This is a genomic window from Providencia heimbachae ATCC 35613, from assembly GCF_001655055.1.
In the GTDB taxonomy this organism is placed as follows: domain Bacteria; phylum Pseudomonadota; class Gammaproteobacteria; order Enterobacterales; family Enterobacteriaceae; genus Providencia; species Providencia heimbachae.
Window position 1 is genome coordinate 26413 of record NZ_LXEW01000024.1, and the last position, 23949, is coordinate 50361.

Genomic DNA, 23949 nt, shown 5'->3' on the forward strand with positions numbered 1-23949 from the left:
CTCGTTATTTTTAGTAACTACTTGTCCGCTTTACATAAAGAGGCATTACAACTAAATGAAATTGTTGGCCTTCCACCATAATCATTGATATAGGTTAAATATGGTTTTTTGAAGTGTGCTGTTTTTATTTCATGTGAACTAAATGGTTCAATCATCACCGCATCAAAAGCACCATTTTCAGACTTATTCTGATCGCCAGCCAAACCTATAACTGTCAAATAAAATGGTGATGTATTCTTAATGATATATCCATTATTTTTAACCTCTAACTCTAAATCTAATGCCCAATTAGTCTTAGATTTATCTAAGATAGAATCTGGTCGATAAAATAATTTAATCCTAGATTGTAATGCCACTTGCATAACATTCGGTTTATCACTTTTCGGTGGGATCTCTCTTAAATTAAAATAATAAATAGATTCTCGGTCAGTAGGTAATTTAGATATATCCGTTGTCGATATTCTAATCATGCTTTTTATTTTTGGCTCAAGTCGCTGTACTAATGGTGTTGCGATTAGTGGTTCTGTTGTTAATTTATTGCCATTTTTATCATCAATCCAAGCTTGAGCCAAATAAGGCAATGTATCACTTTGATTTTCAATATTAATAACGACAGGATTTGAACTCCCTTCAACAATCGCTCTCGTTCTATCCAAAGATACTGCTGCTATGCTGTTTTGTGCTACAAATAATAAGGAAACCAATAATAATTTATATTTCATAATAACTCTCTATTTTTCACAAATTAAGATAATCTGGGTAGCACCATCCAAAACAGGTAATGTAGTGCTACACTGGATTTTATTAGACCAATTAATATTTAATTGTTCTTCCGATTGAACAGCGGTTAACCAGACTAATCCATTGTCACTGACTATCCCGACTTCTCTTCCTTTTTCATTTAATACTTGAGCACCAAATGGAGGCGAATCTGAATTATCAGCCATTTTTATAATCGCGAATAATTTAAATCCTTTATCAGCACTAATTTTTCTATATCCAATAGCACCTTCTGTTAAAGCTATATCATAAATGTTATTTGATGATTCAATATTATTAGGGAGCTTACTCATATCAACGTTATAATTATTTTTATAGTAACTTGTTAAATTTGGAATAACGCCAATACCGTACCTATTAGTCACCGTTGTTCCATTATTTAACGGAACACCTTCAACATTGTTTGTATCAATCACTAAGCGAGCTGCTGATGAATATGAGGAACTATGCAAAGCTACGCCATGCTGAGTTAGTGTTACCCCACCATTCAGCCCCATTCCTAAACTTGTATCACCTCTATCAGAAATAGAAATATTACTATTAATAGAAGCATAACGTGTTGGTAAATCATACATACCAGCAAGGGTGCTCTGCGTTTTCTCACCTTTTCCGTAACTTGTTGATGCGCTTAAATTATAATAATCATTGTCTTCTGTTAAACTTGATACAGATACTCGGCTATTATAAGTATCATTATATTTTAGCGTATCAAAAGTATAAAACTGCTTACCAAATGGAACCGATAACATTAAACTAATTTGATCGTCATACTTTCCTTGGTAATAACTTCTATTAGCCGAAAGTGTTAAACTCCCACCCTGTAAATTTAAATATGGGATATTAATACTTTTCCCAACGTTCAAACCATATTGGTGTGTTTGCCCTCTATCCCAATATTGTTGTAATTGATAATTCAAATTTACACTGTATTCACCTAAGCGCTTAGAAAGGCTAATTTGATAACGTTCTTTTTCATTATCAATAGTCTTATAGTCCCTTAAATCTAAATATTGGGACATCGTTAAGTATTTTTTATCCGTAAAGCGATATCCTGCAAAGGTTAAATCCATATCATATTCATCAAAAGTTTTTGAATAATTTATACTATATGAATTACCTGATGGACTATCATTGTCTAACTGAGCAAAAGAGCGGGTGATATTAACCGATAAAGCGCCGAAGCGGTTCATAAAGCGTCCGATACCAAGAGAGACTTGCTGATAGCCTTGGCTAATATCACTCGCAGCATTTATTGACCAATCGTTATTCAAACCGTGAGCCGCTTCTCCCCTAAAGAAAAAGACGCCACCATATACAGAATGATCATTCTTAATCGGTTGCCCAACAGAAGCATTAAAACGCGTAAATCCAGGCCGAGTCAAATAAGGAACATTTGAACTATTAACCGTAAATTCTTGCTCAGTACCATCTTGCTCAATGACTTTTACATGTAATTCACCACGAGTCCCACTATTTAAAGATTGTATTTTAAATGGGCCTGATGGTACATTTCCGTCATATAAAACACGACCTAATTGTGTCACTACAACACGTGCATTTGTTTTTGCAATTCCTGTAATTTCAGGTGCATATCCACGTAATCTAGGCGGTAACATTGAATCATTAGTAAATAATGATAGCCCTGTAAATTTAATGGGTTCTAATATTTGCGAGGGCGTTGTACTCTCACCAATAACCAATTTTGCATCTAATTTTTTTATATTTCTATATGCATAAATTGAGTTAATTAAAAAATTACGGATTATAGAGGTTTCACCGTTAGATTGCTGTTTCTGATAATTACCATAATACTCTGCACGTAAACGCCAACTATTAATATTGGCTCCAAGGTATCCACTGACAGATGCAATCTGATTTTTTATACTATCTTGATCACTATATTGATAATTAGCATTATAATCGATTAATAAACCGCCAATACCTTCATCCCAAAGTGTCTTAGGTAACCAATTGACATCCATATATTCTAAATAAACTTGTGGTATATTTAAAGTAACTGTACCTTCTGATAAATTAGGAACAACACTCACACCTTCTAACTTTGAAAAATCAATACATTGGTTATTGTTCCAGTATAAAATTTCGCTGATATACTTTTCTTTTAAACCTAAACTATTAATATATGATTTATCAATACATACATTACTAGCAGAGGGCTCAGGACCTTCCTCTAAGATTTCTATCGGTGAAGGAGATTGTGTTAGTTGAGTATTATTAATTATGATATTAAAAAAATAGTTTCCTGGTAAAATAAAATTTGGATTTTTAAATCTTGATACATCTATATTAGTTTTATCATCACTATCAAGTATATCCGTATTAAATTCTACAGAATATGATACCTTGGCATAACAAAGTATCGAAACTATTATTATAGTAAATTTTTCTTTTATTGTTAACATCATAAATACTCATTAAATTAATAGTAATCAATGTCAAAAGTAATGATACTTGAAAACTCTCCAACTTGAGGTTTGACCCTATCATCAACAACAATTTCAGATATAAAATCCAATTGTTGCTCATTGATTGATTTCGTTTTTCCTGATGTTCTTTTTAGGTTAAAAATAGGATAATATATATTTGGTTTAATAACCGAAGTTCCATTTGATATATATATAGCTAAACCATCTGCGTTATCGAACTTAAATCCATTAGCATTATTTGTTGTAGCACCTGAAAATTTTATTCTTATTGGTGATTTATTATCATCAAAATAAGAATTTGATAATTGACAGTCTTTTAAAAAAATTTTGAATGCTTTTATTATTTTATTATCTTCTATTCTACCTAATGAGTGCTCACCAAAATCAATAATTTGATCTTTACTCGTTAATTGAATGGAGCAGCCTGATGCTAATATTTCACCTTTTACTGTCGCCTGTCCCCATGACATTGATGGCTCAGAAAAAGCCTGTGTGAGAGCAATTTTTGATAGCAAAATAGCAATAATTAACAAATTTTTCATAGTATTAGCTTTTTATTAGGTTATATGCTTCTTCATAAGGAAGGAGCATATAAAAAAACTACTGGTATGATATTTCGAAAGTAGAAATAGTCGTAAAATCACCAGCAGTCACAGCAGCTGCGCCAGCTTTTTTAACAAAAGCAGAATAAGTTAGAGTATTGTCACCATCACGAAGATTCAATGGAGATGCAGTACCGAACGTTATATTTTGGATACCAACAGCTACGTTAGCCGCGCTACCTGTAGTAGCTAATAAATTTTGACCTGCAACTTTATTAACGCCATCAAAAGTAATTGACGCTGTTTTTGTTACAGTTACTGGGTTTGCTGGATCGCTATTATCAACAGAAGTTAATTGGCAACCTTTTAAGTTCAGATCAAAATTCTTATATTTAGAATCACCATCGTTCAATTGGCTTAAAGATAATTGACCAAAATCAACAACTGTTGCAGTGCCGCCTTGACCTGCATCTAAGTTACATGGAGTATCGCGAACTTCACCTTTAAAAGTAACGGTTCCTACGTTTACATCTGCAAGTGAAGCAAAAGAAGTTGCTAAAAGAGCAGCACCGAGAACACTCATGCATTTATTCAATTTCATAAAAATATCCTTTCAATAATTTTTTATTTTAAAAATGGGCCAATAAATAATAATTTTACAATACAAATAATCTTATCTGTATTAATTTGAGCTATCATAAAAATAGTCTCAAATTAATTAAGATATAATTAATGGGTTAAATTAATTTAAAAAACAATATGACAATAATAAAAAACAAAAAACAGAATTAAATGCAATAAAAAATCAATAACTGCATTAATTATAGATGGAACAAGACCTGTAAATAACTACTTTAGTTATTAGACTTAAATTACATCCTTTTCATTTTTTAAATTTCAATATTTATCTTTACTTTCAAAAATATCATCTTTAAAGAAACTTATCATGTCAGTATTAAGAGCATCAGCAAGTACATGTAAATTTTCGAGGTTTATATTACACTCTCCTCTTTCATAGCGTGAAATTTGTTGCTGACTTACACCTATAAGATTAGCCAGCTCCATACCAGAAAGCCCTAAACGCTTTCTTCTTTTTCTTATTTCACTTCCTACTATTTGGTTTACATTTAACATTTACGATAACCTAAGGTAAATTTAAAGGAATATAATTTAATTATACTGCACAACATAAATATTTATTGTAAATCTTATATCTATTTAATTAATTATTTAATTATTTTTTATTGCTGTTTAAATTTAGGTTAATTATAGATTCCAATATTTAAAAGTAAAACTGTTTATAACTAATGATCCCTTAGATTAAGTTAAGTAATACCTATCAAAAAATGGATATTCATAAAAATGCACTATAATAATTTAGTTTACTCGCAATTTTCTAGTTATCCCAATACCTGAGCTGAAGTGAAAACTCCATTATCCATTTGATTTACAAAGAATTAGAAAACAAACAACTCTAAGTGGTAACACTTAAAAATGACCTAAACACAAACTAAAACTCATAAAACGAGTAAATGCAGCAATGAAACATCTTTCCCTTTGATTTGTATATAAATTATCAGAAATCAAGTTATAATATATAGATTAAATCTAAATTTTTATATTATTTTAATTTTACCATTAAAAATTGTTTTTTTGTTGGCATTAGTTTTTAGAAAACAATATAAAGAAGATGTGCAATACTCCAATTAGGAGTACGAAATATAAAAAATTTTGACATACCTTAAAAAAATTGTTTAATGAAGATAAAAACTATAAATTACATGCACTAAGAGAACAAAAAATATCAAATCACCTATATAGTTAAGTTTTAATGTTTTTCAAAACTAAAAATAATTTAGATTTATATTATTTTTCAATAGCTTATATTTAATACAAAATGTAACAAAATAATATTTAATATTAATTATAAAACATTAAAAACAATTAGTTACAAATTATAGATGCATTAAAAAAGACATAAACACACCTAATTAGATAAAACCATGATTATTCGTCATTGCAATTATCTTAAATGATAAATAATGAAACAAAGTCATAACAAAAAATCTTTATATTCAGAAGGATTTATGTCTTATTTCAAAAGGTACTTTATAAGACTATCTTTTATGGAGCACTATTTATATAGAGTTCGCTCTATATAAATAGATCTAGTTTCAGCCCAATAAATACTCACATTTGATAACCATAAGTTATTGAAGTGGAAAATTACTCATTATATTTAATAAAAATTTCATGTTGTTATCTCTTTAATACCAAAGGAGAACCCATGAAAACTTCGCATTCACTTCGTGTTGCAACCGTCCAATTTCAGCATAAGCCTGGGGACAAAGAATATAATCTTAAGCAAATTCATCACTTTATAGACAAAGCGGCACAGCAAAACATTCAAGTATTAGTCCTACCTGAAATGTGTATTACCGGTTACTGGCATGTCCCTAAGCTACCTGATGAGCAAGTCTATCTACTCAGTGAAACATTGCATGACAGCCCCTCATTGGCACTTATACGGCAACGAGCTATAGAACTAAATATGCTTATTGGCGTTGGGCTTATCGAAAAAGGCCTTGATGGTAAATGCTACAATACTTGGGTTGCTTGCATGCCTAGTGGGCAGTTCCATGCGCACCGTAAACTCCATGCGTTTGAACATCAATCCATATGCAGTGGTGATGAATATACGGTATTTGATACCCCGTGGGGCGTTAAAATGGGGATCCTTATTTGCTGGGATAATAATTTAGTTGAAAATCCTCGAGCCAATGCATTATTAGGGGCTGATATTATTTTAGCGCCACACCAAACAGGGGGAACACGTTCTAGTAGCCCACACAGCATGAAACCTCTCCCCCTTTCTTTATGGGAAAATAGGCATAAAGATCCCGAGAGCTTACGGGCGGCATTTCAAGGGGAACATGGTCGAGGCTGGTTATTACGCTGGTTACCTTCTCGAGCCCATGATAACGGTGTATTTTACCTATTCAGTAATGGCGTCGGCCTTGATGACGATGAAATTCGGACAGGGAATGCGATGGTTATTGACCCTTACGGCCGAATTATTGCAGAAAGTAATGCAATTGAAGATGACATGGTCATTGCTAATCTTGATTTAGACCTGCTTCCCATGTCTACAGGCCGCCGATGGCTTACCGGTAGGCGACCTGAATTATACCGAATATTGACTCAGACTATGGGTTATGAGAGAGATGCCCGTAGTGTCCGTTTCGCAACACAAGCCGTCAATATCACACAAAAAAGATAAAACAAGAAAATCTAGATTCAATCGACCTATCACCTATAATGAAAGATTATCAGTCATTGAACTGTCTTTTATAGTTAACTGAATAATGAGGCGATAATGGATACTCGGTTACTCCGTGCTTTTATTACATTGGCAGAAACAGAGAATTACCATGAGGCCTCATTGCGTCTGTTTATCACTCAGCCAGCACTCACAAAACAAATTAAGCAACTAGAAAAACAGCTTAATTTAACACTTTTTGAACGCGGCAGGCACGGGGCGAAATTAACGACTAAGGGGCAATTATTACTGCCAAAAGCAACACAGCTTTTAACTCAAACAACCGGCTTTCTAAGTTATGCTTCCGAGCTCAGTGAGCAATTACCTCAATCATTAAGTGTCGGTTTTGGAATTTCAACCTTCCATGAAGCTTCCTTTTTCGTTGCTCAACTACGTCAACAACTTGAAAAAATTAATATTTCTCTTGATGATATGCCATCATCAGAGATGGAAAAAAAACTCAACCTTTGCCAACTAGACATTGCATTTATCCGTAGGTCTAATCAACAACTCCCATCCAATCTTATCTCTAAAGCATTAACCTCAGAAGTACTCGCATTAGCTGTCGCCACCAAAGAGATAAAAAATCACACCATCGCCGATTATTTAACACAAAATCCGCTATTATTTTTACGTAAAGAAAGAGGCCCTGGCCTTAATGAGCAGATTAATCGCCTATTAAACCAAATGAATATCTCTGTAAAGCCGGCTCAAGAAGCTAATGATATACAAACATTAATTGCCCTTGTTGCTGCCGGTGTTGGCATCAGCCTTGTTCCTTATAGTGCACGACTTATTAGTCGAGAAGATGTGACGTTTATCCCTATCAATAATATTCCAGAGGCTATGTGGCATATCGATGTCATTTGGCTGGCATCATTACCGCAAGAATGGCAAAAACTCATCCCTAAATTAATACAAGAAACCCAACAACATTTTGCGAAGGATAGAGAAAATGAATAACTTCTCTATTCCTATATATTAACCCGTAGATCTCTGATATTTATTGTGACCATCTATGTTAGATAGGCTAAGCCACACATGTCCGAGAACAGGTCAATTGCACCGTTAAAAATTATCGCTTCAGGAATTGCACTGCCTGAAAATAAAATTTATTCATCTATGTTGGATGAAAAATTAAATAAAACCAAAGGGTTCGTCGAAAAACATTCAGGGATTGAATATCGTTTTCACGCAAATAACCATGATTCCCAAGCAAAACTTGCGGCTGATGCTATCCATCAAGCCCTAGCATCAAAACAGCTCGCAGCACAAAGTATCGATATGCTGATTAATGCATCCGCTATTCCTGTGCAAGCCTTGCCTTGCTCTGCCGCACATATTCTTGCTGAATCGAACTTAAGTGAAGGGATTGCTTGTTTTGATGTTAATGCGAGTTGTATTAGCTTTATTACGGCACTACAAGTTGCCGCTGGGTTACTTGCTACAAGCCAATATCAAAGGATCGCGATTGTTTCAGCGGACTTAGCTTCGCGCGGTATTGATTGGAACGATAAAGAATCTTCCCTCATTTTTGGTGATGGCGCGGCTTGCGTGATTGTCGAAAAAGGTGATGGGAAAAGCGGTATTGTGTCATATACCCATACCACGCATTCTAAAGGTCTTGATTTTTGTGAAATCCGTGCTGGTGGAACAAGACGAAACCCTCGCTCAGGCATGACTGATGATGATTTCCTCTTCCATATGCAAGGTAAAAAACTATTTCGTCTGGCTTCATCGCTTATTGAAGACTTTATGAAGAGAGTCTTTGACGAATCAGGCCTACAGCTTAACCAAATTGGTACCGTTGTGCCTCATCAGGCCAGTCATCTCTCCCTTGAGCATATGCGTCAACGTGTCGGGGTCAGTACTGAACAGCTTATTGATATCTATCGATATCACGGTAACCAAGTCGCTGCATCAATCCCTACGGCTTTACATGAAGCCATCATCAGTGGTCGTTTTTATGAAAAACCGAACGTGATGCTCATCGGTACGGCGGCGGGTCTTGCACTGTGTGCCATGGTACTTATTCCATGAAGGTATTGGTGACAGGCGCAACCAGTGGGCTTGGACGTAATGCAGTAAATTACCTTTTACCGCAAGGTATTCAAGTCGTCGCTTGTGGCCGTAATAAAATTGAAGGGGAAATACTGACTCAATTAGGCGCTAAATTTTACGCCATTGAGCTTGCTGATTTATCCCTTGCTGATGCAAAAAAAATGATGAGCGGGTGTGATGCTGTTTGGCACTGCGCTGCGCTGTCATCCCCTTGGGGAAAACGCCAAGATTTTGAAAATATTAATCACCATGCAACGAAAACCCTTGCCGATGCTGCCGGTGAATTACAAATTTCACGTTTTGTTCATATCTCTACCCCGGCGATTTATTTTAATTTTACCCACCAGCAAAATATTGTTGAATCGACCATAAACCGGCGGTTTGCCAATCAATATGCGCGAACAAAGTATTTAGCGGAAATAGCGATTGAACAAGCCGTTACCCGCTACCCATTGACTCAATATATTATTTTGCGCCCTCGTGGGTTATTTGGCCCCCATGATCGCGTGTTACTGCCACGTTTACTCGCACAAATTAAATCTCGTCAGGGTAAATTAGTTCTTCCCGCTGGAGGACAAAATACCTTTGACCTGACCTATGTGGGAAATGTTGTTCATAGTATGCAACTGGCGACAACAAAAGAAAATTTAACCAGCGGTGCTGTTTATAATATTACCAATCAGCAACCTCTCCCGTTAAAACAAACGCTACAACAACTTTTTAATCAATTAGGGATGAATTACCAAATTCGATCAGCGCCTTACCCTGTGCTGTATTCGGTGGCAGCCATGATGGAAGGAATTGCATACTTAACCGGTAAAGAACCGTTGCTGACGCGCTATAGTTTAGGTGCCGCTTATTTCACCATGACCCTTGATAATCAAAAAGCACAACAAGAGTTGGGTTACTATCCTATCTATAATATGGAACAAGCGATTCATTTAACTGCCCAATGGCTGAAACAACAGGAGAGCGCATGTTAACCATTCATCAGTTTGAAGTAGGTTACTGTACCCATCCAGGCTGTGTGGCACTAAAAGGCGCCAGTTTTAAGGCATGTAAATTCCCGGCAAGAGCTTGGTTGATTGAAGATGAAGGACAGCGCTGGTTATTTGATACTGGCTATGCAAACCATTTTTATGACCATACTCGCCGTGGCATCATGCGCTTATACCGTTCAGTTACGCCAGTTTACTTTGAAAGTAAAGACGCGTTAGTCAATCAGCTGGCTAACGATGGCATTAAACCTGCTGATATTAACGGCATTATTCTCTCTCACTTTCATGGTGATCATATCGCCGGATTACGTGATTTCCCTGATGTGCCGATTATTTGCTCTGGTGATGGTTGGGCTAAAACGCGTGGATTAACAGGCTTTTCCGCTTTAAAAAATGCCTTTGTGCGGGGATTAATTCCTGACGATTTTGAACAACGAACGGTTTTCTATGAAGGTTTCGAGCAAACAAGTTTACCTGCTGAGCTACAGGTTTTAGGTAATGGCTATGCCGTTAATTCACAAAAAACCTTATTGGTTGTCCCGCTTCCAGGACATGCTGCAGGCCATATCGGCCTGTGTGTTTTAACCAATAAAGGCTGGATTTTATTAGCGGGGGATGCAGCATGGTCTCCGACTAATTACCGTGAGTTACGCGGACCAATGGCAATTGCCAACATCATCATGGATGATAAGCAGGCTTATTATCAAACCCTTAATAAGCTTCATCAGATTGATAAACAAAACATTGAAATTCAGTTATGCCATGAAGGGGATCTGGTGTGATCCTCTCTATGTTGTGGCACTACTGGCGTGCCCGCCGTTTACATTTTAAAAACAGGGCTGAACTGGAAGCTTACCAGCTGCGCTGTTTAGCTAAATTTAAGCGTAACACACTCATAAATAGCGCCTATTTTCGTCCGTTTATCAATAAACCATTAGCCGATTTTCCGCTCATGAATAAGCAAATTATGATGGATAATTTCGATGCGATGAATACCGCAGGGCTATCGAGCAAAACCTTGCTTGATTGTGCACAAAAAAGTGAACAATCTCGTGATTTTACCCCCAAAGTCGGTAGGTTTAGCGTTGGGTTATCATCAGGAACTTCGCGTCGCCGCGGGTTATTTGTCGTCAGCCCACAGGAACAAGATATCTGGTCAGGCAGTATGCTAGCGAAAATGCTACCGAATGGTTTATTAGGAGGCGAGCGTGTTGCACTCTTTTTGCGCGCTAACAATAACCTTTATGAAAGCGTTAATAACCGCTCAATTTCACTGCGATTTTATGACCTTTACACCGATTTTAAAATGCAGCTAAAAGCCCTTGAGGATTATCAGCCCTCGATTATTGTTGCACCGGCTCAAGTCCTTTGCGCCATTGCTGACGCCATGAATCAGCAAAAAATTCACCTTAAAACACAAAAAGTGATTTCTGTTGCTGAAGTACTAGAGCAGCATGACAAAAAAAAGCTCCAACACTGTTTCCCGAATGTCGGTGAAGTGTATCAAGCAACTGAAGGTTTTTTAGGCTGCACTTGCGCCCACGGAACCTTACATCTTAATGAAGCCTTTTTACATATTGAAAAAAATTGGCTTGATGATGCACGATTTATGCCGATAATCACCGATTTCACACGTAAAACCCAGCCTATTGTTCGCTACCAGCTTGATGATATTTTAGTGGTTAAAAAAGAGCCTTGCCCCTGTGGTGACCCGCAACTTGCGATTGAACGTATTGAAGGCCGGTGTGATGATTTACTCCAGTTGCCTGATATAGAAGGTAATACTGTGACTATCTTTGCTGACCCTTGTGCTAGAGTGATCATTAATCACTTACCGGTTACCGCCGATTTTCGCCTCACTCAGCAAGGAAACCATCTCAGTTTACAGGGCGAATGTACTGATGCGGAATTGGCTCAATGTCATTACCAGCTTGAGCAATATTTTTCACGCCAACAGGTTGATATCAAATCACTGAGCTGGACGCTTATTCCTGCACCTATCGACCAACCGCTCTCAACCAAAAAGCGCCGAATTACGCGAAAGGAAGCTATATGAATAGTAAGGCGCTAATGAAACGGCTGCTATGTTGCTTAATCGGTTGGGGAACCGTGGGCATCGTGTATAGCTACACAGGGCAACTCACTGAAAAAGCGGCCTTATTAACACCAAGCATGGTTGATAATGCGTTTCACTTTTCAGTGCATGGCATTTGGCTGTACCTATCATTTTTTATTTTTATTCCGTTGGGCTATCTTTTTTGTCCACTCGAACGGTTATGCCCTTTAATGTATTCAATGCAGCTCTGTGCGCTTATTTCAGGAGCGATTTATTTGTTATTTCCCACCACGATGATTTATTCAAGCTATGACATGATTTCTGTTTCTGGCCGCTTATTATCCGCGCTTATCGATATCGATAGCCCACAAAATTTATTACCTTCTCTTCATGTCTCATTGACGCTTGTCGTGCTCAATGCATTATGGTCAAAACAACAAAAATATCGTACCGCGCTCTATTTATTTTGGGCGATCGCTATCTGCTTATCTGTATTAGTGCTGAAACGACATCTCTTTATTGATGTTGTGACCGGCGCAATAACCGCATTTGCCGCACTGTATCTCGTTCACCTCACTCGATACCGTGTCTGGAGTAAAGTTTTATGAATGAATTAACATTCCCGATTATTTTTATGCTTATTGTGGTGATTGGCGAAGGCCTTGTCATCGCTAAAACGCAAAAAGGGACGGTCAGTTGGCAAGAACTGGTCTTTAATCTCAATTCTGGCCACATTATGTTATGGCTATTTAGAGGGTTAGAGATTTTTTGCTATGGCTTTGTTGTCACGCATTACTCATTTAATTTAGTGGAAAATTGGCCAACGGCATTGGTTTGGATTTTTACTATTTTAGCGTGGGATTTTGGCTTTTATTGGTTACACCGTTTACACCATAAATATCGTGTATTATGGGCAGTTCACGTTGTTCATCACCAAGGGGAACACTACAACCTCTCTCTAGGCGTACGCAATTCTTGGTATTCATCGCTTACATCTATCCCTTTCTTTATGCTGCTAGCGCTGATGGGTGTACCACTGGAAATATTTTTGACCGTCTCTATTTTGCACTACAGTATTCAATTTTTTAACCACAGCGCGTTAATTCCTCGCCTTGGTTGGTTCGAAAAGTTCATGGTAACGCCACAGCACCATCGCGTTCACCATGTTAAAGAGGGGCATTATTCAAATCGTAACTTTGCGGGTAGTTTTATTTTTTGGGATAAACTATTTGGCACTTTTTCAAAATTGCCTGAAACAGAGCACCATTTTGGTATTAAAGGGGCGGCAGCCTCTGAAAATCCGTTTATTGATAGTAATTTACCATTTTGGCGAATAATCAAACGTAGCAAAACGTCATCAATCAAACCCACCCCATCCTATCGTGTTAACCAATTGGCTTTGGTAATGGGAACATTGTTATTATTCTCTCTCGTGATTGGTTATGTATTTCTGTATGGCTACGGTTACCAAGGAACCACCTATCAACAGGTTGTTTTATTTATTCTTCTAGCGCTAGGTACCGTGGCGTTATCAGCCATTTCTGATGGGCGAAAAGCGGGGCTTTGGAGCTGGTTTGTGATTGCCTCTATTTTGCTTATCTGCCTATTCTTGATTTGGCAGTGGGTAAATGCATTTTGGATTATCTTTGCTGGCGGATTATGGTTACATAGCCTATTGATGCTGCTAGGCTTTGGCAGGCAAACCATACAGGTGCAAAATGTCTCCTGAACCACTAAGACCCCTAGGCTATCAACACCGCCATGACCAAGACTTTCGCCGCGCACTCAATAATGCTGCGCAACAGTACCTTAATGACAAAAATGACCATCGGTTTGCTGATGTCCGCTTTTACTTGAAGAGCCTTATATTGCTACTGTGCTGCCTAGGCAGCTACCTGTTGGCTATTTTGGCACCAGTGCTAGGGTATTTCTTCGTTTTTTATCCACTGTTTATTTGCTTTGCACTCTTACTTGCCATCAATCTTGTGCATGATGCCTCCCATAATGCCATTTTTAAAAGTGCGAGAGCTAACGACTGGCTAAATTTTTGGGTGACCATTCCGCTTGGGTTAGACCCCGAATGTTGGCGAGTCAGGCATATTATTTTTCATCATGCCCATACTAATATTCGCCACTATGACTTGGATATCGAAGAAAACCATGTGCTCCGACAGACCCCTTATCAACGCTGGTATCCCTTTATGCGAGCCCAGCACCTTTATTGGCCACTGGTTGCCGCCATGACTTTCCCTGCACTCATTTGGTTTTTTGATTGGTTAGACAGGTTCCATTTCACTCGAGTAGCGCCGCATTTACGTCATCAAGGCAATCAGGGGGTGGTTTCATTTATCTTTGCCAAGTTATTACATCTTTTTGTGGCGATTGTTCTTCCTGCCTTTATGCTCGCTGACACTGGAATTGGTATTGGAACATTATTACTAACTTATCTACTCAGCCAAATGTTTGCTTCTTTGATATTCGTTGTACTGATACTTGGTACACACTGGGCAAAAGCCACTTTTTATACCCCACCGAAAGAAGGCAATATGCCACATGGCTTTTATACTCATACATTTTCAACTACTTACGATTGGAAAACAAAACCCTATTGGCTAACTTATTGGTTAGGTGGTTTAAATTTACATCTAACGCATCACTTATTTCCAAATTGGAACCACCGTCACTACCCTGCTCTTGCCAAAATTATTGAACGAACTGCCAAGCAATTTTCGATGGATTATCACTGTATTGATGCAAAAGCGTTGTTTACCTACCAACAACGCTTTTTGAAGGAAATGGGCTCAGGTAAGAAAGTCGATTAGTTATCAACGATAATATTTTGATTAAAGACACTTTTTTCGCTATTACCCACCATTTGTTCGAACTTACTCATCGGGTCTGTACGATAAGCATATAGCCGTTTTAACGCAAATGGGTTATCCCCTACTCGTACCTTTCCCTGAATTGTCGTCAAACCGAGATGTAGACCCGCTTGTTTTGCTGCATCCATTGCCGGTTGATTATAAGCCCCGAAAGGATAAGCCAAGTATCGTTGTTCAGGTTCAAACTGATTTAAAATAGCCATTGAGCGTTTGAAATCTAACATGATGGTATGTTCTTTTCGGCTAAAAACAACCGGGGTACTTCGCTTATCTAAACGATGCAAAAAGTGAGTATGTGACTGTATATTAAAAACACTTTGGCTATCTTTAATTTCCTGCTTACTCATAAATTGCAATGAATCTGCTGACCATTTTTGTGGGTGTATTTTAATTCGAGATGAAATCACAAACAGCGTTGCTTGTTGCTCATTATGTTTCAAAATAGGCAATGCATAGCGATACACCGATTTCAATCCATCATCAAAGGTAAGTACTACCGCTTTTCCCGGAAGGTTTGCAGATTTATTTAGGTAATCTTCAATATCTGCTAGAGACAGCGTTTGATAACCCTCTGTTTTTAAATAATTCATCTGGTTACGAAAGGCTTCAACGGACGTCGTAGTTGAGGTATCACGAAAATGTTTATTTTCACTATTTTTTAAAAGGTGATGATACGTGAGGATCGGGATCCCTCTATCGAGTGAAACATCATCCGAGCGAATATAGCCAAGCCTATCGCCAATACGTACGGTTAGCCATGCGGTTTTTTCCCCCGATTTATTGGTATTAATCATTCTTGCTAATACTGGATAGCGCAAATTTTCCCATAAAGAAGCAATCTGTTTCCCATTACTTTTTGTCGAATTATATACAGGGGTTTTTTGTGAGGTAATCAAGTAATCATAGATTGGATTTTGCAAGTCATTCAACCTATCTGCCTCGGGAACATAGCGTGGCTTTTTATTTGATAATTCTGTGGTCTTAACAAAGGCATAGTCATTGCCAAATTGCATTGCACAGTAATCCCCAGAAGGTGCATAAGCATAGAAGCCGTGATTGGCATTTAATTCAGCAACGGCACGCATTTCCCCAGCAATAGGGGCAAAAATAACTTCAGCATCTTTGGTTTGGACTAATTTAGGCTGAACATCAGCAAGCTTCCAATCTTTAGTATTGGTATCAACCTCGATGGCAAGAGATTGAGGCACATAAGTCATTAACAGTACAAGGAACATTAGAAATAATCGATTACACATATTTCATCCACTATGAGCCATAATTTAAACCAGCTTATTCTAAACCTACTCAATAATGAACCCTATACCCAGATATAAATTTTTATTTATTAATAAATTCAACTGATTAATATCATCAATACACTTTGGATCTTTTCAGACTGAAATTTATCCCGATCACGCGGTGTTCGAGATAAAAAACCAACACAAAGTTATTATACCAATTTGCATGTATTCCCCTGAGCTATCATACAAAATAAAGAGATCTAGCTCATAGTTATCATTAAAAAGCGTTTTCTAGACACAATCTGTAAATCATTTGACAGTTAATTCAGATCCTCACTGCTAGATTGACTCGAAATCAATTTTTAACACCAGGGGATCACAATGAAAATAAAAGAAATTAGTACCTTTATTATGCATGTACCGGTAACTAATGATCTAATCGGGGATTCGACTCATAACATTACACATTGGGGAATGCCCGGTGTGATGATCAAAACAGAGTGTGGATTAGTGGGTTATGGTCATACAGGGACACATGCTGATATCACGACAGACCGCTTAATCACCACCATTATGGAAGATGTTTTTGGTCCAATGTTGTTAGGTGAAGACCCAACTGAAGTGCGTTATTTACACAGAAAACTCAGCCGTAGCTCCACCAATATCTGGGTTGGCCGGGGTGGATTAATGCAAATGGCGTTATCTGCCATTGACATCGCATTGTGGGATTTAAAAGCCAAGGCCGCTGAGCAGCCTTTATGGCAACTGTTTGGTGGTTCTAAGCATAACAAAGTTAATGCGTATAATACTGACTGTGGTTGGCTGGTTCGTAGCCAACAAGATCTGGTCGATGATTGCAAAAAAATGATCTTCGAAGAAGGCTTCAAAGCCATCAAAATGAAAATTGGTAAACCCGATCCACGTGAAGACTTACAACGCATTGAAGCGGTGCGTAACGCTATCGGTGATGATATTGACCTAATGGTTGATGCAAATGGTAAGTGGGATATCAGTATTGCTAAGCAATATGGCCACCGCTTGAATGATTTCAATATCAAATGGTTTGAAGAGCCGCTTTGGCATGATGACGTTGCTAGCCATAAGCAACTTGCTGCCTATATGGATACGCCAATTGCCTTGGGTGAATTGCTTTATCACAATGATTCATTTAAAGAATTTGTACTTGCTGGCGCAGTCGATTACTTACAACCCGATGCAACCCGTTGCGGTGGCTTAACTGCGGTCTGGGAGATTGCTGATTTAGGTATGGCGTTTAATTTACCCGTCACCCCACATCATGGTGACATGATGCAAGCACAATTACATTTAGTCATGGCACACCCAGCCTGTTCTTTATTGGAGTTTATTCCATGGACACTGGATTGTTTTGTTGATCCTGTCGCAGTGGTTGATGGTATTTACACCACACCAACAGCACCAGGAGCAGGTACCACGTTAAAACCTGAAGCATTAGCTAAATTTAACGTTAAATAAAAATCATTCCCTTTTCTTTTATTTAATAAATATTCAAGAAAGGGGAAATAAATAAAAAATAGAATTATTCATTTTAATTTACGTATTCAATATCATTATTTTAGGTATATTGAATAAAAATAAAAAATAATAATGAATAAATATACTCAAAATAATTCAAAGTGCATGCCAGCAACCGACACAGATATCCGAGTCGTCACTATAAACAATGTGATGCGGGTAGCTGAGCGTGGTTGGCAACAAAGCAATTTGAAGTACCGCGGGTATAGCATCATTACCTTACAAAAATACTGGGGTGAACCATGTCCACCAATACTGACCATTTATCATCGGCTACCAGCAAAGCAATACGAAAAATAATACCAATGGTAGTATTAATGTTCATATTAGCTTACTTAGATCGTTCAAATATTGGGTTTGCTAAACAAGCATTTCAATCCTCAACTGGTTTAAGCGATGCCGCTTACGCATTTGGTGCAGGGATCTTTTTTATTGGTTATGCACTTTTTGAAGTACCCAGCAATATTCTACTTTATCGAATAGGCGCCCGTGTTTGGTTATCACGCATCATGGTAACGTGGGGATTAGTTTCGGCCTCAATGATGTTTGCTCATGATGAAACCACATTTATTGTCTTACGTTTCTTATTAGGTGTGAGTGAAGCGGGCTTTTTTCCGGGTGTTATTTTATATCTAACCTTCTGGTTCCCACAAAATATCCGTGCTCGTGTAACTGGCTATTTTCTATTTGGTGCACCACTTGCCTTTATTATTGGTGGCCCACTGTCAGGTTCATTATTATCACTGGAAGGCTCGTCCTTTGCATTGGGCTTATATGGTTGGCAATTAATGTTTGTCGTCGAAGGTTTACTGGCTTCCATTGTCGGTATTTGGGTTTTCTTCTACCTTGATGACCGACCAGAAAAAGCGAAATGGCTGACTGATGATGAAAAAAATGCCTTATCGGCGAAATTAGCGCTAGAAGAGGATGCGAAAAAAGGCCATAGCCCGAAAGGTGCGCTCAGTGCACTACTGGATATGCGTGTACTTTATCTGTGCTTAATTTGGTTCACTGTACAGGTTTGTGGGTACGGTATTTATTTCTTCTTACCAACCCAAATTGCTACTTTACTAGGTACAAAAGTGGGCATCTTGGTTGGGTTTGTCACTGCCATTCCTCCACTGTGCGCTGCGATTGCAGTTTACTATGTACCGCGTCTCTCTGAACGCTTAAGAGAAAGACGTAAAGTCGCATCCATTACCTTTATGTTAGGTGCCGCAGGTATCGCCGTATCAGGGCTATTCGACAGCATTCCGGTTATTGCCATTATCGCGCTTTGTGTTGCCGCCGCAGGTCACTTAGCCATGCAGCCCCTGTATTGGAGCTTCCCATCCGCTTATTTAGGCGGTACCGCAGCCGCTTCAGGTATCGCATTAATTAACTCCGTCGGTAACTTAGGTGGCTTTGTCGCACCTAACTTAAGAGTTTGGGCTGATGCAACATTTGAATCAGCCCGCGCTGGGTTATATTTCATTGCCTTAGTTGCTTTTATCGGTGGATTATTAATCCTGACGTTAAAACGATTGGGTATTGAAAAACGTTTTGAAGATTAAATGTGATTAAATAAATAAAACGCCTGAATATTCTGTATTCGGGCATTTTTATTTAAAGAGACTCCGCACTTTGAATTATTTTGTGTATAGATAAGTTCAACATTGAACATCACACAACCTGATGTCATGATGAGTCAATCGATTCATGCAGGGAGCATTCAGATGAATATATCAGTCCAAAATAGTAATCTCGTGCTAACTCATGGGAGTATTCTTGATGTATTACGAACAAATAGCTGGTTTAGTAATTTACCTGACTATTTAATTGATATTCTAATGCAATGTGGAACATTTCGTTTTTATAATGACAGCGATATGGTTCATTACCAAGGCGATCCTGCCCGAGGGCTTTACGCTGTTATTCAAGGTTCCGTCAAAGTGAGCTCCATTTCATCTGATGGCAAAGAGTCTGTCTTTCGCTATTTATCACCCGGAAATTGGTTTGGCGAAATTGCAATGTTAGATAAATCTGCTCGTACTCATGATGCAAAAGCGATCAGCCCCACTATTTTGCTAACCATATCCCCTAAAGATTTAACGCTTATCTTAGATAAATATCCGGTTTTTTATCAATCGTTGAATATTCTTTTATGCAAAGTTATTCGTAATGCTTTTACCATTATTAATGATTCTGCTTTGCTTTCTGTTTCTGCACGCTTAGCTAAACGCTTACTTAGCCTTGCTGAGGGCTATGGGGAACCTCATGAAAAAGGAACTCAATTAAGCTTATATTTAACACAAGATGATTTAGCCACCATAATCAATACCACACGACAAACCATTAATAAGCGTCTTGTGGCGTGGGAAAAATTAGGCTGGATAGATGCTAAATACGGGAAGATTGTGTTAGTAAATCTTCCCGCATTAAAGCAAATTTCTGAAGACGATGAAGAATGATTAGCCGTGAATATCAACGTTAGTCATTATTATCAATACTCGGACTATCTGCAAAAATATAGCGATCCATATTAAATTCAAAATCATCGCTGGTCGCGTTAAATAACATTTTCTTGGTATTTTCTAAATGCTGCCACATTGCTTGTCGTGCGCCTTTCGGATCTCGACGAGCCAAAGCTTGCAGAATTTTATCATGCTCATCACACCAACTTTCAATCGACCGATTGTCGATATGCTCGTGCAGTTTTATCCAATAAGGATTGCGTAATCGTTGACTCCACATTTGCTCGACAATCACCACCATCGCACTGTTGTGAGTCGATGCCGCAATCTGCATATGAAATTTAAGATCCCATAAGGAGTCCCTAAACCGATCTTCTTTCCGCGCATTCTTTTGAATTTCAAGCAATTTTAAAATATCTTCCTTGGTTGCTTGGGTAGCAGCAAATTCAGCGATATGGCTTTCGATAAGCTGCCTAGCTTGCAGTAATTCAAAAGGGCCACAATGACTAAATTCTAACTGATTTTCAGTTTTCATCGCGTTATTCGACACATTGCTAATAACATGTATACCAGAACCTTTTCTCACATCCACATAGCCTTCAACTTCCAGCATAATAATCGCTTCACGGATCACGGTTCGACTGACATTCATTTCATCCGCTAATAATCGTTCGGCAGGAAGTTTAGTCCCGACAGGGTATTCACTATTTTCAATTCGCTCCTTAACGATGGCAGCAACTTGTTGATATAGGCGTTGTTCGCTGTCTTGGGAGATCATTTATTTTTCCTTTCGCAATGTAAGTCCGCTAATACAACCCGATTATAACGAAATTTATCACGCATATCATAAATAACGCATGACAAAAATAGCGGATTACATTAAATTGGTATAACATCTTTCAAAGATATAAACCAAAGCCGATAATGATCGAAGCGCTATATCACCTATTTCTTTGTACCTAATTTTAACTAGGGATTAAAAAATGATAAAAGACATAATAAAAATACACCCTAATGACAATGTCATCGTTACCTTGATAGACCGTTCTGAAGGGGATCACATCACCATTGACTCGCAAACTATTACCTTAAAACAAGATGTGAACCGAGGCCATAAAATTGCAATCGCACCGATTGAAGTGGGTAAAAACATTCTTAAATATGGCTCTCCGATTGGCCATGCGACTCAACCGATTCAAATTGGTGAACATATTCACACCCACAATATCGCCACCAATCTCAGTGCATTAAATGAATATGAATACCACCCTGAGCACAATAGCCTTGATGCCACGCGAGTTGATCCTGATGTACAGATTTATCGTCGTGATAATGGTGATATCGCCATTCGCAATGAGATCTGGGTGATCCCAACGGTTGGATGCGTCAACGCACTCGCCAGAAAAATGATAGATCAGTTCAACAAGCAACATAGTGATGCATTAGATATTGATGGCGTTTATCTGTATAACCACACTTTGGGCTGTTCCCAATTAGGTGACGATCACCTAACAACCCGGACGATTTTGCAAGATCTGGTCAAACACCCGAATGCAGGTGGCGTACTGGTTATCGGTTTGGGCTGTGAAAATAATCAGGTCGCCGCATTTAAAGAGACTCTGGGCGAGCATGATAGTGAACGTGTTAAGTTTATGGTCTGCCAACAACTTGATGATGAAATCCAAGTTGGCATTGAACATTTAAACGAACTTTATCAAGTTGTTAAACAAGATAAACGTGTTGCAGGAAAGCTCAGTGAAGTCAAATTTGGCCTTGAATGTGGCGGTTCTGATGGTTTATCCGGTATCACTGCAAACCCATTACTCGGTGGTTTCTCTGACTTTTTAGTGAGTCATAATGGCACAACAGTATTAACCGAAGTACCGGAAATGTTTGGTGCAGAACAAATTCTGATGAATCACTGCCATGACACACAAACATTCGAAAAAACAGTCGATATGATCAATGACTTTAAGCAGTATTTTATTGAGCATGACCAGCCTATTTATGAGAACCCATCACCGGGTAATAAAGCTGGAGGCATCTCAACATTAGAAGAAAAATCATTAGGTTGTACGCAAAAAGCCGGCACAAGTCAGGTCATGGATGTACTCAAATATGGGGAACGCTTAACAACCACAGGCTTCAATCTATTAAGTGCGCCGGGTAATGATGCCATCGCCACCAGCGCCCTTGGTGCCGCGGGCTGCCACATGGTGTTATTCACAACGGGTCGCGGAACCCCTTATGGCGGGTTCGTGCCGACCTTAAAAATTGCCACCAATAATGAACTGGCTGCGAAAAAGCCACATTGGATTGATTTTAATGCTGGTGCATTATTAGCAGGTAAAACCATGGATCAATTATTGAATGATTTTATTCAGCATGTTGTGAAAATCGTCAATGGTGAACCCACAAAAAATGAAATTAATGATTTTCGCGAATTAGCTATTTTTAAAATGGGTGTCACTCTTTAAATTAAATTCTCAAGATAGCGTGAGGCTACTTGCGCTATCTTGAGTTTTAAATACACAGTAGTAAGCATAGATAATAAAAAGTCCCCATTTCGCTACCCCTGATATATGGTAGGATTACTTCCAGTATGACTATTCTCAACTTATTAGCAGGGTAAACGATGATAGATCTAAAACTTCGAGAATCTAGAGATAGCCTCTCAACGAAAGAAAGCCAAGTTGCAGAGTATATTCTTGCTAATAAACGGGATATTCAAAGTATGAGTATCCAATCTCTTGCGCAAGCAAATAAAGTGAGTACTACAACCATACTGCGTTTATGTCATAAACTCGGCTACCAAGGCTTTAGCGAGCTTAAAATTGATTTAATTTCCTCAATTAATAACAAATCTTATGGAACCCTTCTCCAGGAGGATATTGATATTAATGACCCAATAGAAACCATTAACTATAAAGTTAGCCAAATTGAGAAATCATCGATAGAAGAAACTTGCGCTTTGGTTAATTTAAATACCTTTATGCAAGCTAACGAACTGATTAGTAAAAGCCAAAAAATTGTTATTTATGGGGCAGGAAGTAGCGGGCTTGTCGCAAAAGAGTTTGAATATCAGCTAATTAAAATTAAAAAAGATATTAACTGTCATCTTGACTACAGTATTCAGTTTAGCATCGTCAATACATTAAATGAAAATGACCTTGTAATTGTCATTTCCCATTCAGGTGAAAACCATGAATGTATAAAGCTGCTAACGCTCGCCCGTGAGTTAAATGTTCCGACCATTGCGATTACCAAAATGGGGCAAAGCTCAGTCTCTGCTCTTGCAGAAATTATTTTACATACGACTTCCACGGAGAATATTTCACGTATTATTCCTATCCGCTCAAAAATATCACAATTAACTGTGATTAATATGCTTATCACTAACTTATTTGTTGGGCAATATGATGAAAGAATTTCAAAGCAAATCAATACACGAGCAGAACGTTTCTCTCGCCTAAATAGTAATAATTAAACCGCCTCTTCAACTTCTTAACGCTCTTCACCCGCTGACTTATTTAGGTGGCACGCCATAGCCACCTCGATCTTGCTCACAAAAATGATCCTTTCTTCTTACCTAAGACTATTCACAATATATTTTTGT

Annotated in this window: 22 protein-coding genes; 15 read left to right on the forward strand and 7 right to left on the reverse strand. The window is 38.0% G+C overall.

Annotated elements, in window-relative coordinates; genetic code table 11:
* Positions 1–17: 17 nt before the first annotated feature.
* The 5 genes from M998_RS08055 to M998_RS08075 form a co-directional block, all read right to left on the reverse strand.
* Positions 18–722, reverse strand: coding sequence for a fimbrial biogenesis chaperone (locus M998_RS08055; protein WP_068908346.1), 705 nt, complete (start codon positions 720–722; stop codon positions 18–20).
* A 9-nt stretch (positions 723–731) separates the two neighbouring features.
* Positions 732–3206, reverse strand: a complete 2475-nt coding sequence (locus M998_RS08060; protein ID WP_068908348.1) for a fimbria/pilus outer membrane usher protein — start codon at positions 3204–3206, stop codon at positions 732–734.
* Between the two features lie 14 nt (positions 3207–3220).
* Positions 3221–3769, reverse strand: a complete 549-nt coding sequence (locus M998_RS08065; RefSeq protein WP_068440302.1) for a fimbrial protein — start codon at positions 3767–3769, stop codon at positions 3221–3223.
* Between the two features lie 58 nt (positions 3770–3827).
* Complete coding sequence (locus tag M998_RS08070) at positions 3828–4370, reverse strand: fimbrial protein (RefSeq protein ID WP_068440299.1); 543 nt, start codon at positions 4368–4370, stop codon at positions 3828–3830.
* 296 nt (positions 4371–4666) lie between these two features.
* A complete protein-coding gene (locus M998_RS08075) occupies positions 4667–4903 on the reverse strand; it encodes a helix-turn-helix domain-containing protein (protein WP_068440296.1) in 237 nt (78 codons plus the stop codon).
* 1153 nt (positions 4904–6056) lie between these two features.
* On the opposite strand from M998_RS08075, the gene M998_RS08080 reads away from it, so the two are divergent.
* The 9 genes from M998_RS08080 (at position 6057) to M998_RS08120 (ending at position 15025) form a co-directional block, all read left to right on the forward strand.
* A complete protein-coding gene (locus M998_RS08080; protein WP_068908349.1) occupies positions 6057–7049 on the forward strand; it encodes a nitrilase family protein in 993 nt (330 codons plus the stop codon).
* Between the two features lie 96 nt (positions 7050–7145).
* Complete coding sequence (locus M998_RS08085; RefSeq protein ID WP_068908351.1) at positions 7146–8051, forward strand: LysR family transcriptional regulator; 906 nt, start codon at positions 7146–7148, stop codon at positions 8049–8051.
* A gap of 78 nt (positions 8052–8129) precedes the next feature.
* The gene (locus M998_RS08090) at positions 8130–9128 is read left to right on the forward strand and encodes a 3-oxoacyl-[acyl-carrier-protein] synthase III C-terminal domain-containing protein (protein WP_068908352.1); all 999 of its coding nucleotides are present in this window, start codon (positions 8130–8132) and stop codon (positions 9126–9128) included.
* Positions 9125–10132 carry an NAD-dependent epimerase/dehydratase family protein gene (locus M998_RS08095; protein WP_068440285.1) on the forward strand — a complete coding sequence of 336 codons (1008 nt, stop codon included), beginning with the start codon at positions 9125–9127 and terminating at the stop codon, positions 10130–10132. The genes M998_RS08090 and M998_RS08095 overlap by 4 nt, the downstream gene beginning before the upstream one ends.
* Positions 10126–10929, forward strand: coding sequence for an MBL fold metallo-hydrolase (locus M998_RS08100; protein ID WP_068908354.1), 804 nt, complete (start codon positions 10126–10128; stop codon positions 10927–10929). The genes M998_RS08095 and M998_RS08100 overlap by 7 nt, the downstream gene beginning before the upstream one ends.
* Before the next feature lie 8 nt (positions 10930–10937).
* Positions 10938–12203, forward strand: a complete 1266-nt coding sequence (locus M998_RS08105) for a F390 synthetase-related protein (protein ID WP_197713333.1) — start codon at positions 10938–10940, stop codon at positions 12201–12203.
* Positions 12200–12811 carry a phosphatase PAP2 family protein gene (locus tag M998_RS08110; RefSeq protein ID WP_068440277.1) on the forward strand — a complete coding sequence of 204 codons (612 nt, stop codon included), beginning with the start codon at positions 12200–12202 and terminating at the stop codon, positions 12809–12811. Before M998_RS08105 ends, M998_RS08110 begins: the two co-directional genes overlap by 4 nt.
* Entirely contained in the window at positions 12808–13932 is a 1125-nt protein-coding gene (locus tag M998_RS08115) for a sterol desaturase family protein (protein WP_068908357.1), read from the forward strand. The genes M998_RS08110 and M998_RS08115 overlap by 4 nt, the downstream gene beginning before the upstream one ends.
* Positions 13922–15025: an acyl-CoA desaturase gene (locus M998_RS08120; RefSeq protein WP_068908359.1), complete on the forward strand. Its 1104-nt coding sequence runs from the start codon at positions 13922–13924 to the stop codon at positions 15023–15025. The genes M998_RS08115 and M998_RS08120 overlap by 11 nt, the downstream gene beginning before the upstream one ends.
* On the opposite strand, the gene M998_RS08125 is transcribed toward M998_RS08120, so the two are convergent.
* Positions 15022–16341 carry a polysaccharide deacetylase family protein gene (locus M998_RS08125; protein ID WP_068908361.1) on the reverse strand — a complete coding sequence of 440 codons (1320 nt, stop codon included), beginning with the start codon at positions 16339–16341 and terminating at the stop codon, positions 15022–15024. The genes M998_RS08120 and M998_RS08125 overlap by 4 nt on opposite strands.
* A 366-nt stretch (positions 16342–16707) precedes the next feature.
* Here M998_RS08125 and M998_RS08130 point away from each other — a divergent pair, with 366 nt between their 5' ends.
* The 4 genes from M998_RS08130 to M998_RS08140 all read left to right on the forward strand — a co-directional run bounded on the left by M998_RS08130 (position 16708) and on the right by M998_RS08140 (position 20330).
* Positions 16708–17820 carry a mandelate racemase/muconate lactonizing enzyme family protein gene (locus M998_RS08130; RefSeq protein ID WP_068908363.1) on the forward strand — a complete coding sequence of 371 codons (1113 nt, stop codon included), beginning with the start codon at positions 16708–16710 and terminating at the stop codon, positions 17818–17820.
* A 132-nt stretch (positions 17821–17952) separates the two neighbouring features.
* Positions 17953–18180: a hypothetical protein gene (locus M998_RS19650; protein ID WP_169817210.1), complete on the forward strand. Its 228-nt coding sequence runs from the start codon at positions 17953–17955 to the stop codon at positions 18178–18180.
* Positions 18181–18197: 17 nt separating this feature from the next.
* Positions 18198–19433 carry an MFS transporter gene (locus tag M998_RS08135; protein WP_375342647.1) on the forward strand — a complete coding sequence of 412 codons (1236 nt, stop codon included), beginning with the start codon at positions 18198–18200 and terminating at the stop codon, positions 19431–19433.
* 162 nt (positions 19434–19595) lie between these two features.
* Positions 19596–20330: a Crp/Fnr family transcriptional regulator gene (locus tag M998_RS08140; protein WP_231906699.1), complete on the forward strand. Its 735-nt coding sequence runs from the start codon at positions 19596–19598 to the stop codon at positions 20328–20330.
* A 19-nt stretch (positions 20331–20349) separates the two neighbouring features.
* Here M998_RS08140 and exuR read toward each other — a convergent pair whose 3' ends face one another.
* The gene (exuR, locus tag M998_RS08145; protein ID WP_068908366.1) at positions 20350–21111 is read right to left on the reverse strand and encodes a transcriptional regulator ExuR; all 762 of its coding nucleotides are present in this window, start codon (positions 21109–21111) and stop codon (positions 20350–20352) included.
* Between the two features lie 205 nt (positions 21112–21316).
* Between exuR and M998_RS08150 the strand changes: the two genes are divergently transcribed.
* Positions 21317–22810 carry a UxaA family hydrolase gene (locus tag M998_RS08150; protein WP_068908368.1) on the forward strand — a complete coding sequence of 498 codons (1494 nt, stop codon included), beginning with the start codon at positions 21317–21319 and terminating at the stop codon, positions 22808–22810.
* A 158-nt stretch (positions 22811–22968) separates the two neighbouring features.
* A complete protein-coding gene (locus M998_RS08155) occupies positions 22969–23820 on the forward strand; it encodes a MurR/RpiR family transcriptional regulator (RefSeq protein WP_068908370.1) in 852 nt (283 codons plus the stop codon).
* Positions 23821–23949 lie beyond the last annotated feature (129 nt).

What these genes read in the sequence shown, in the direction of transcription:
- M998_RS08055 (WP_068908346.1), bottom strand. Translation starts at nt 722, where the DNA reads ATGAAATATAAATTATTATTGGTTTCCTTATTATTTGTAGCACAAAAC.
- M998_RS08060 (WP_068908348.1), bottom strand. Translation starts at nt 3,206, where the DNA reads ATGATGTTAACAATAAAAGAAAAATTTACTATAATAATAGTTTCGATA.
- M998_RS08065 (WP_068440302.1), bottom strand. Translation starts at nt 3,769, where the DNA reads ATGAAAAATTTGTTAATTATTGCTATTTTGCTATCAAAAATTGCTCTC.
- M998_RS08070 (WP_068440299.1), bottom strand. Translation starts at nt 4,370, where the DNA reads ATGAAATTGAATAAATGCATGAGTGTTCTCGGTGCTGCTCTTTTAGCA.
- M998_RS08075 (WP_068440296.1), bottom strand. Translation starts at nt 4,903, where the DNA reads ATGTTAAATGTAAACCAAATAGTAGGAAGTGAAATAAGAAAAAGAAGA.
- M998_RS08080 (WP_068908349.1), top strand. Translation starts at nt 6,057, where the DNA reads ATGAAAACTTCGCATTCACTTCGTGTTGCAACCGTCCAATTTCAGCAT.
- M998_RS08085 (WP_068908351.1), top strand. Translation starts at nt 7,146, where the DNA reads ATGGATACTCGGTTACTCCGTGCTTTTATTACATTGGCAGAAACAGAG.
- M998_RS08090 (WP_068908352.1), top strand. Translation starts at nt 8,130, where the DNA reads ATGTCCGAGAACAGGTCAATTGCACCGTTAAAAATTATCGCTTCAGGA.
- M998_RS08095 (WP_068440285.1), top strand. Translation starts at nt 9,125, where the DNA reads ATGAAGGTATTGGTGACAGGCGCAACCAGTGGGCTTGGACGTAATGCA.
- M998_RS08100 (WP_068908354.1), top strand. Translation starts at nt 10,126, where the DNA reads ATGTTAACCATTCATCAGTTTGAAGTAGGTTACTGTACCCATCCAGGC.
- M998_RS08105 (WP_197713333.1), top strand. Translation starts at nt 10,938, where the DNA reads ATGTTGTGGCACTACTGGCGTGCCCGCCGTTTACATTTTAAAAACAGG.
- M998_RS08110 (WP_068440277.1), top strand. Translation starts at nt 12,200, where the DNA reads ATGAATAGTAAGGCGCTAATGAAACGGCTGCTATGTTGCTTAATCGGT.
- M998_RS08115 (WP_068908357.1), top strand. Translation starts at nt 12,808, where the DNA reads ATGAATGAATTAACATTCCCGATTATTTTTATGCTTATTGTGGTGATT.
- M998_RS08120 (WP_068908359.1), top strand. Translation starts at nt 13,922, where the DNA reads ATGTCTCCTGAACCACTAAGACCCCTAGGCTATCAACACCGCCATGAC.
- M998_RS08125 (WP_068908361.1), bottom strand. Translation starts at nt 16,341, where the DNA reads ATGTGTAATCGATTATTTCTAATGTTCCTTGTACTGTTAATGACTTAT.
- M998_RS08130 (WP_068908363.1), top strand. Translation starts at nt 16,708, where the DNA reads ATGAAAATAAAAGAAATTAGTACCTTTATTATGCATGTACCGGTAACT.
- M998_RS19650 (WP_169817210.1), top strand. Translation starts at nt 17,953, where the DNA reads ATGAATAAATATACTCAAAATAATTCAAAGTGCATGCCAGCAACCGAC.
- M998_RS08135 (WP_375342647.1), top strand. Translation starts at nt 18,198, where the DNA reads ATGTTCATATTAGCTTACTTAGATCGTTCAAATATTGGGTTTGCTAAA.
- M998_RS08140 (WP_231906699.1), top strand. Translation starts at nt 19,596, where the DNA reads ATGAATATATCAGTCCAAAATAGTAATCTCGTGCTAACTCATGGGAGT.
- exuR (WP_068908366.1), bottom strand. Translation starts at nt 21,111, where the DNA reads ATGATCTCCCAAGACAGCGAACAACGCCTATATCAACAAGTTGCTGCC.
- M998_RS08150 (WP_068908368.1), top strand. Translation starts at nt 21,317, where the DNA reads ATGATAAAAGACATAATAAAAATACACCCTAATGACAATGTCATCGTT.
- M998_RS08155 (WP_068908370.1), top strand. Translation starts at nt 22,969, where the DNA reads ATGATAGATCTAAAACTTCGAGAATCTAGAGATAGCCTCTCAACGAAA.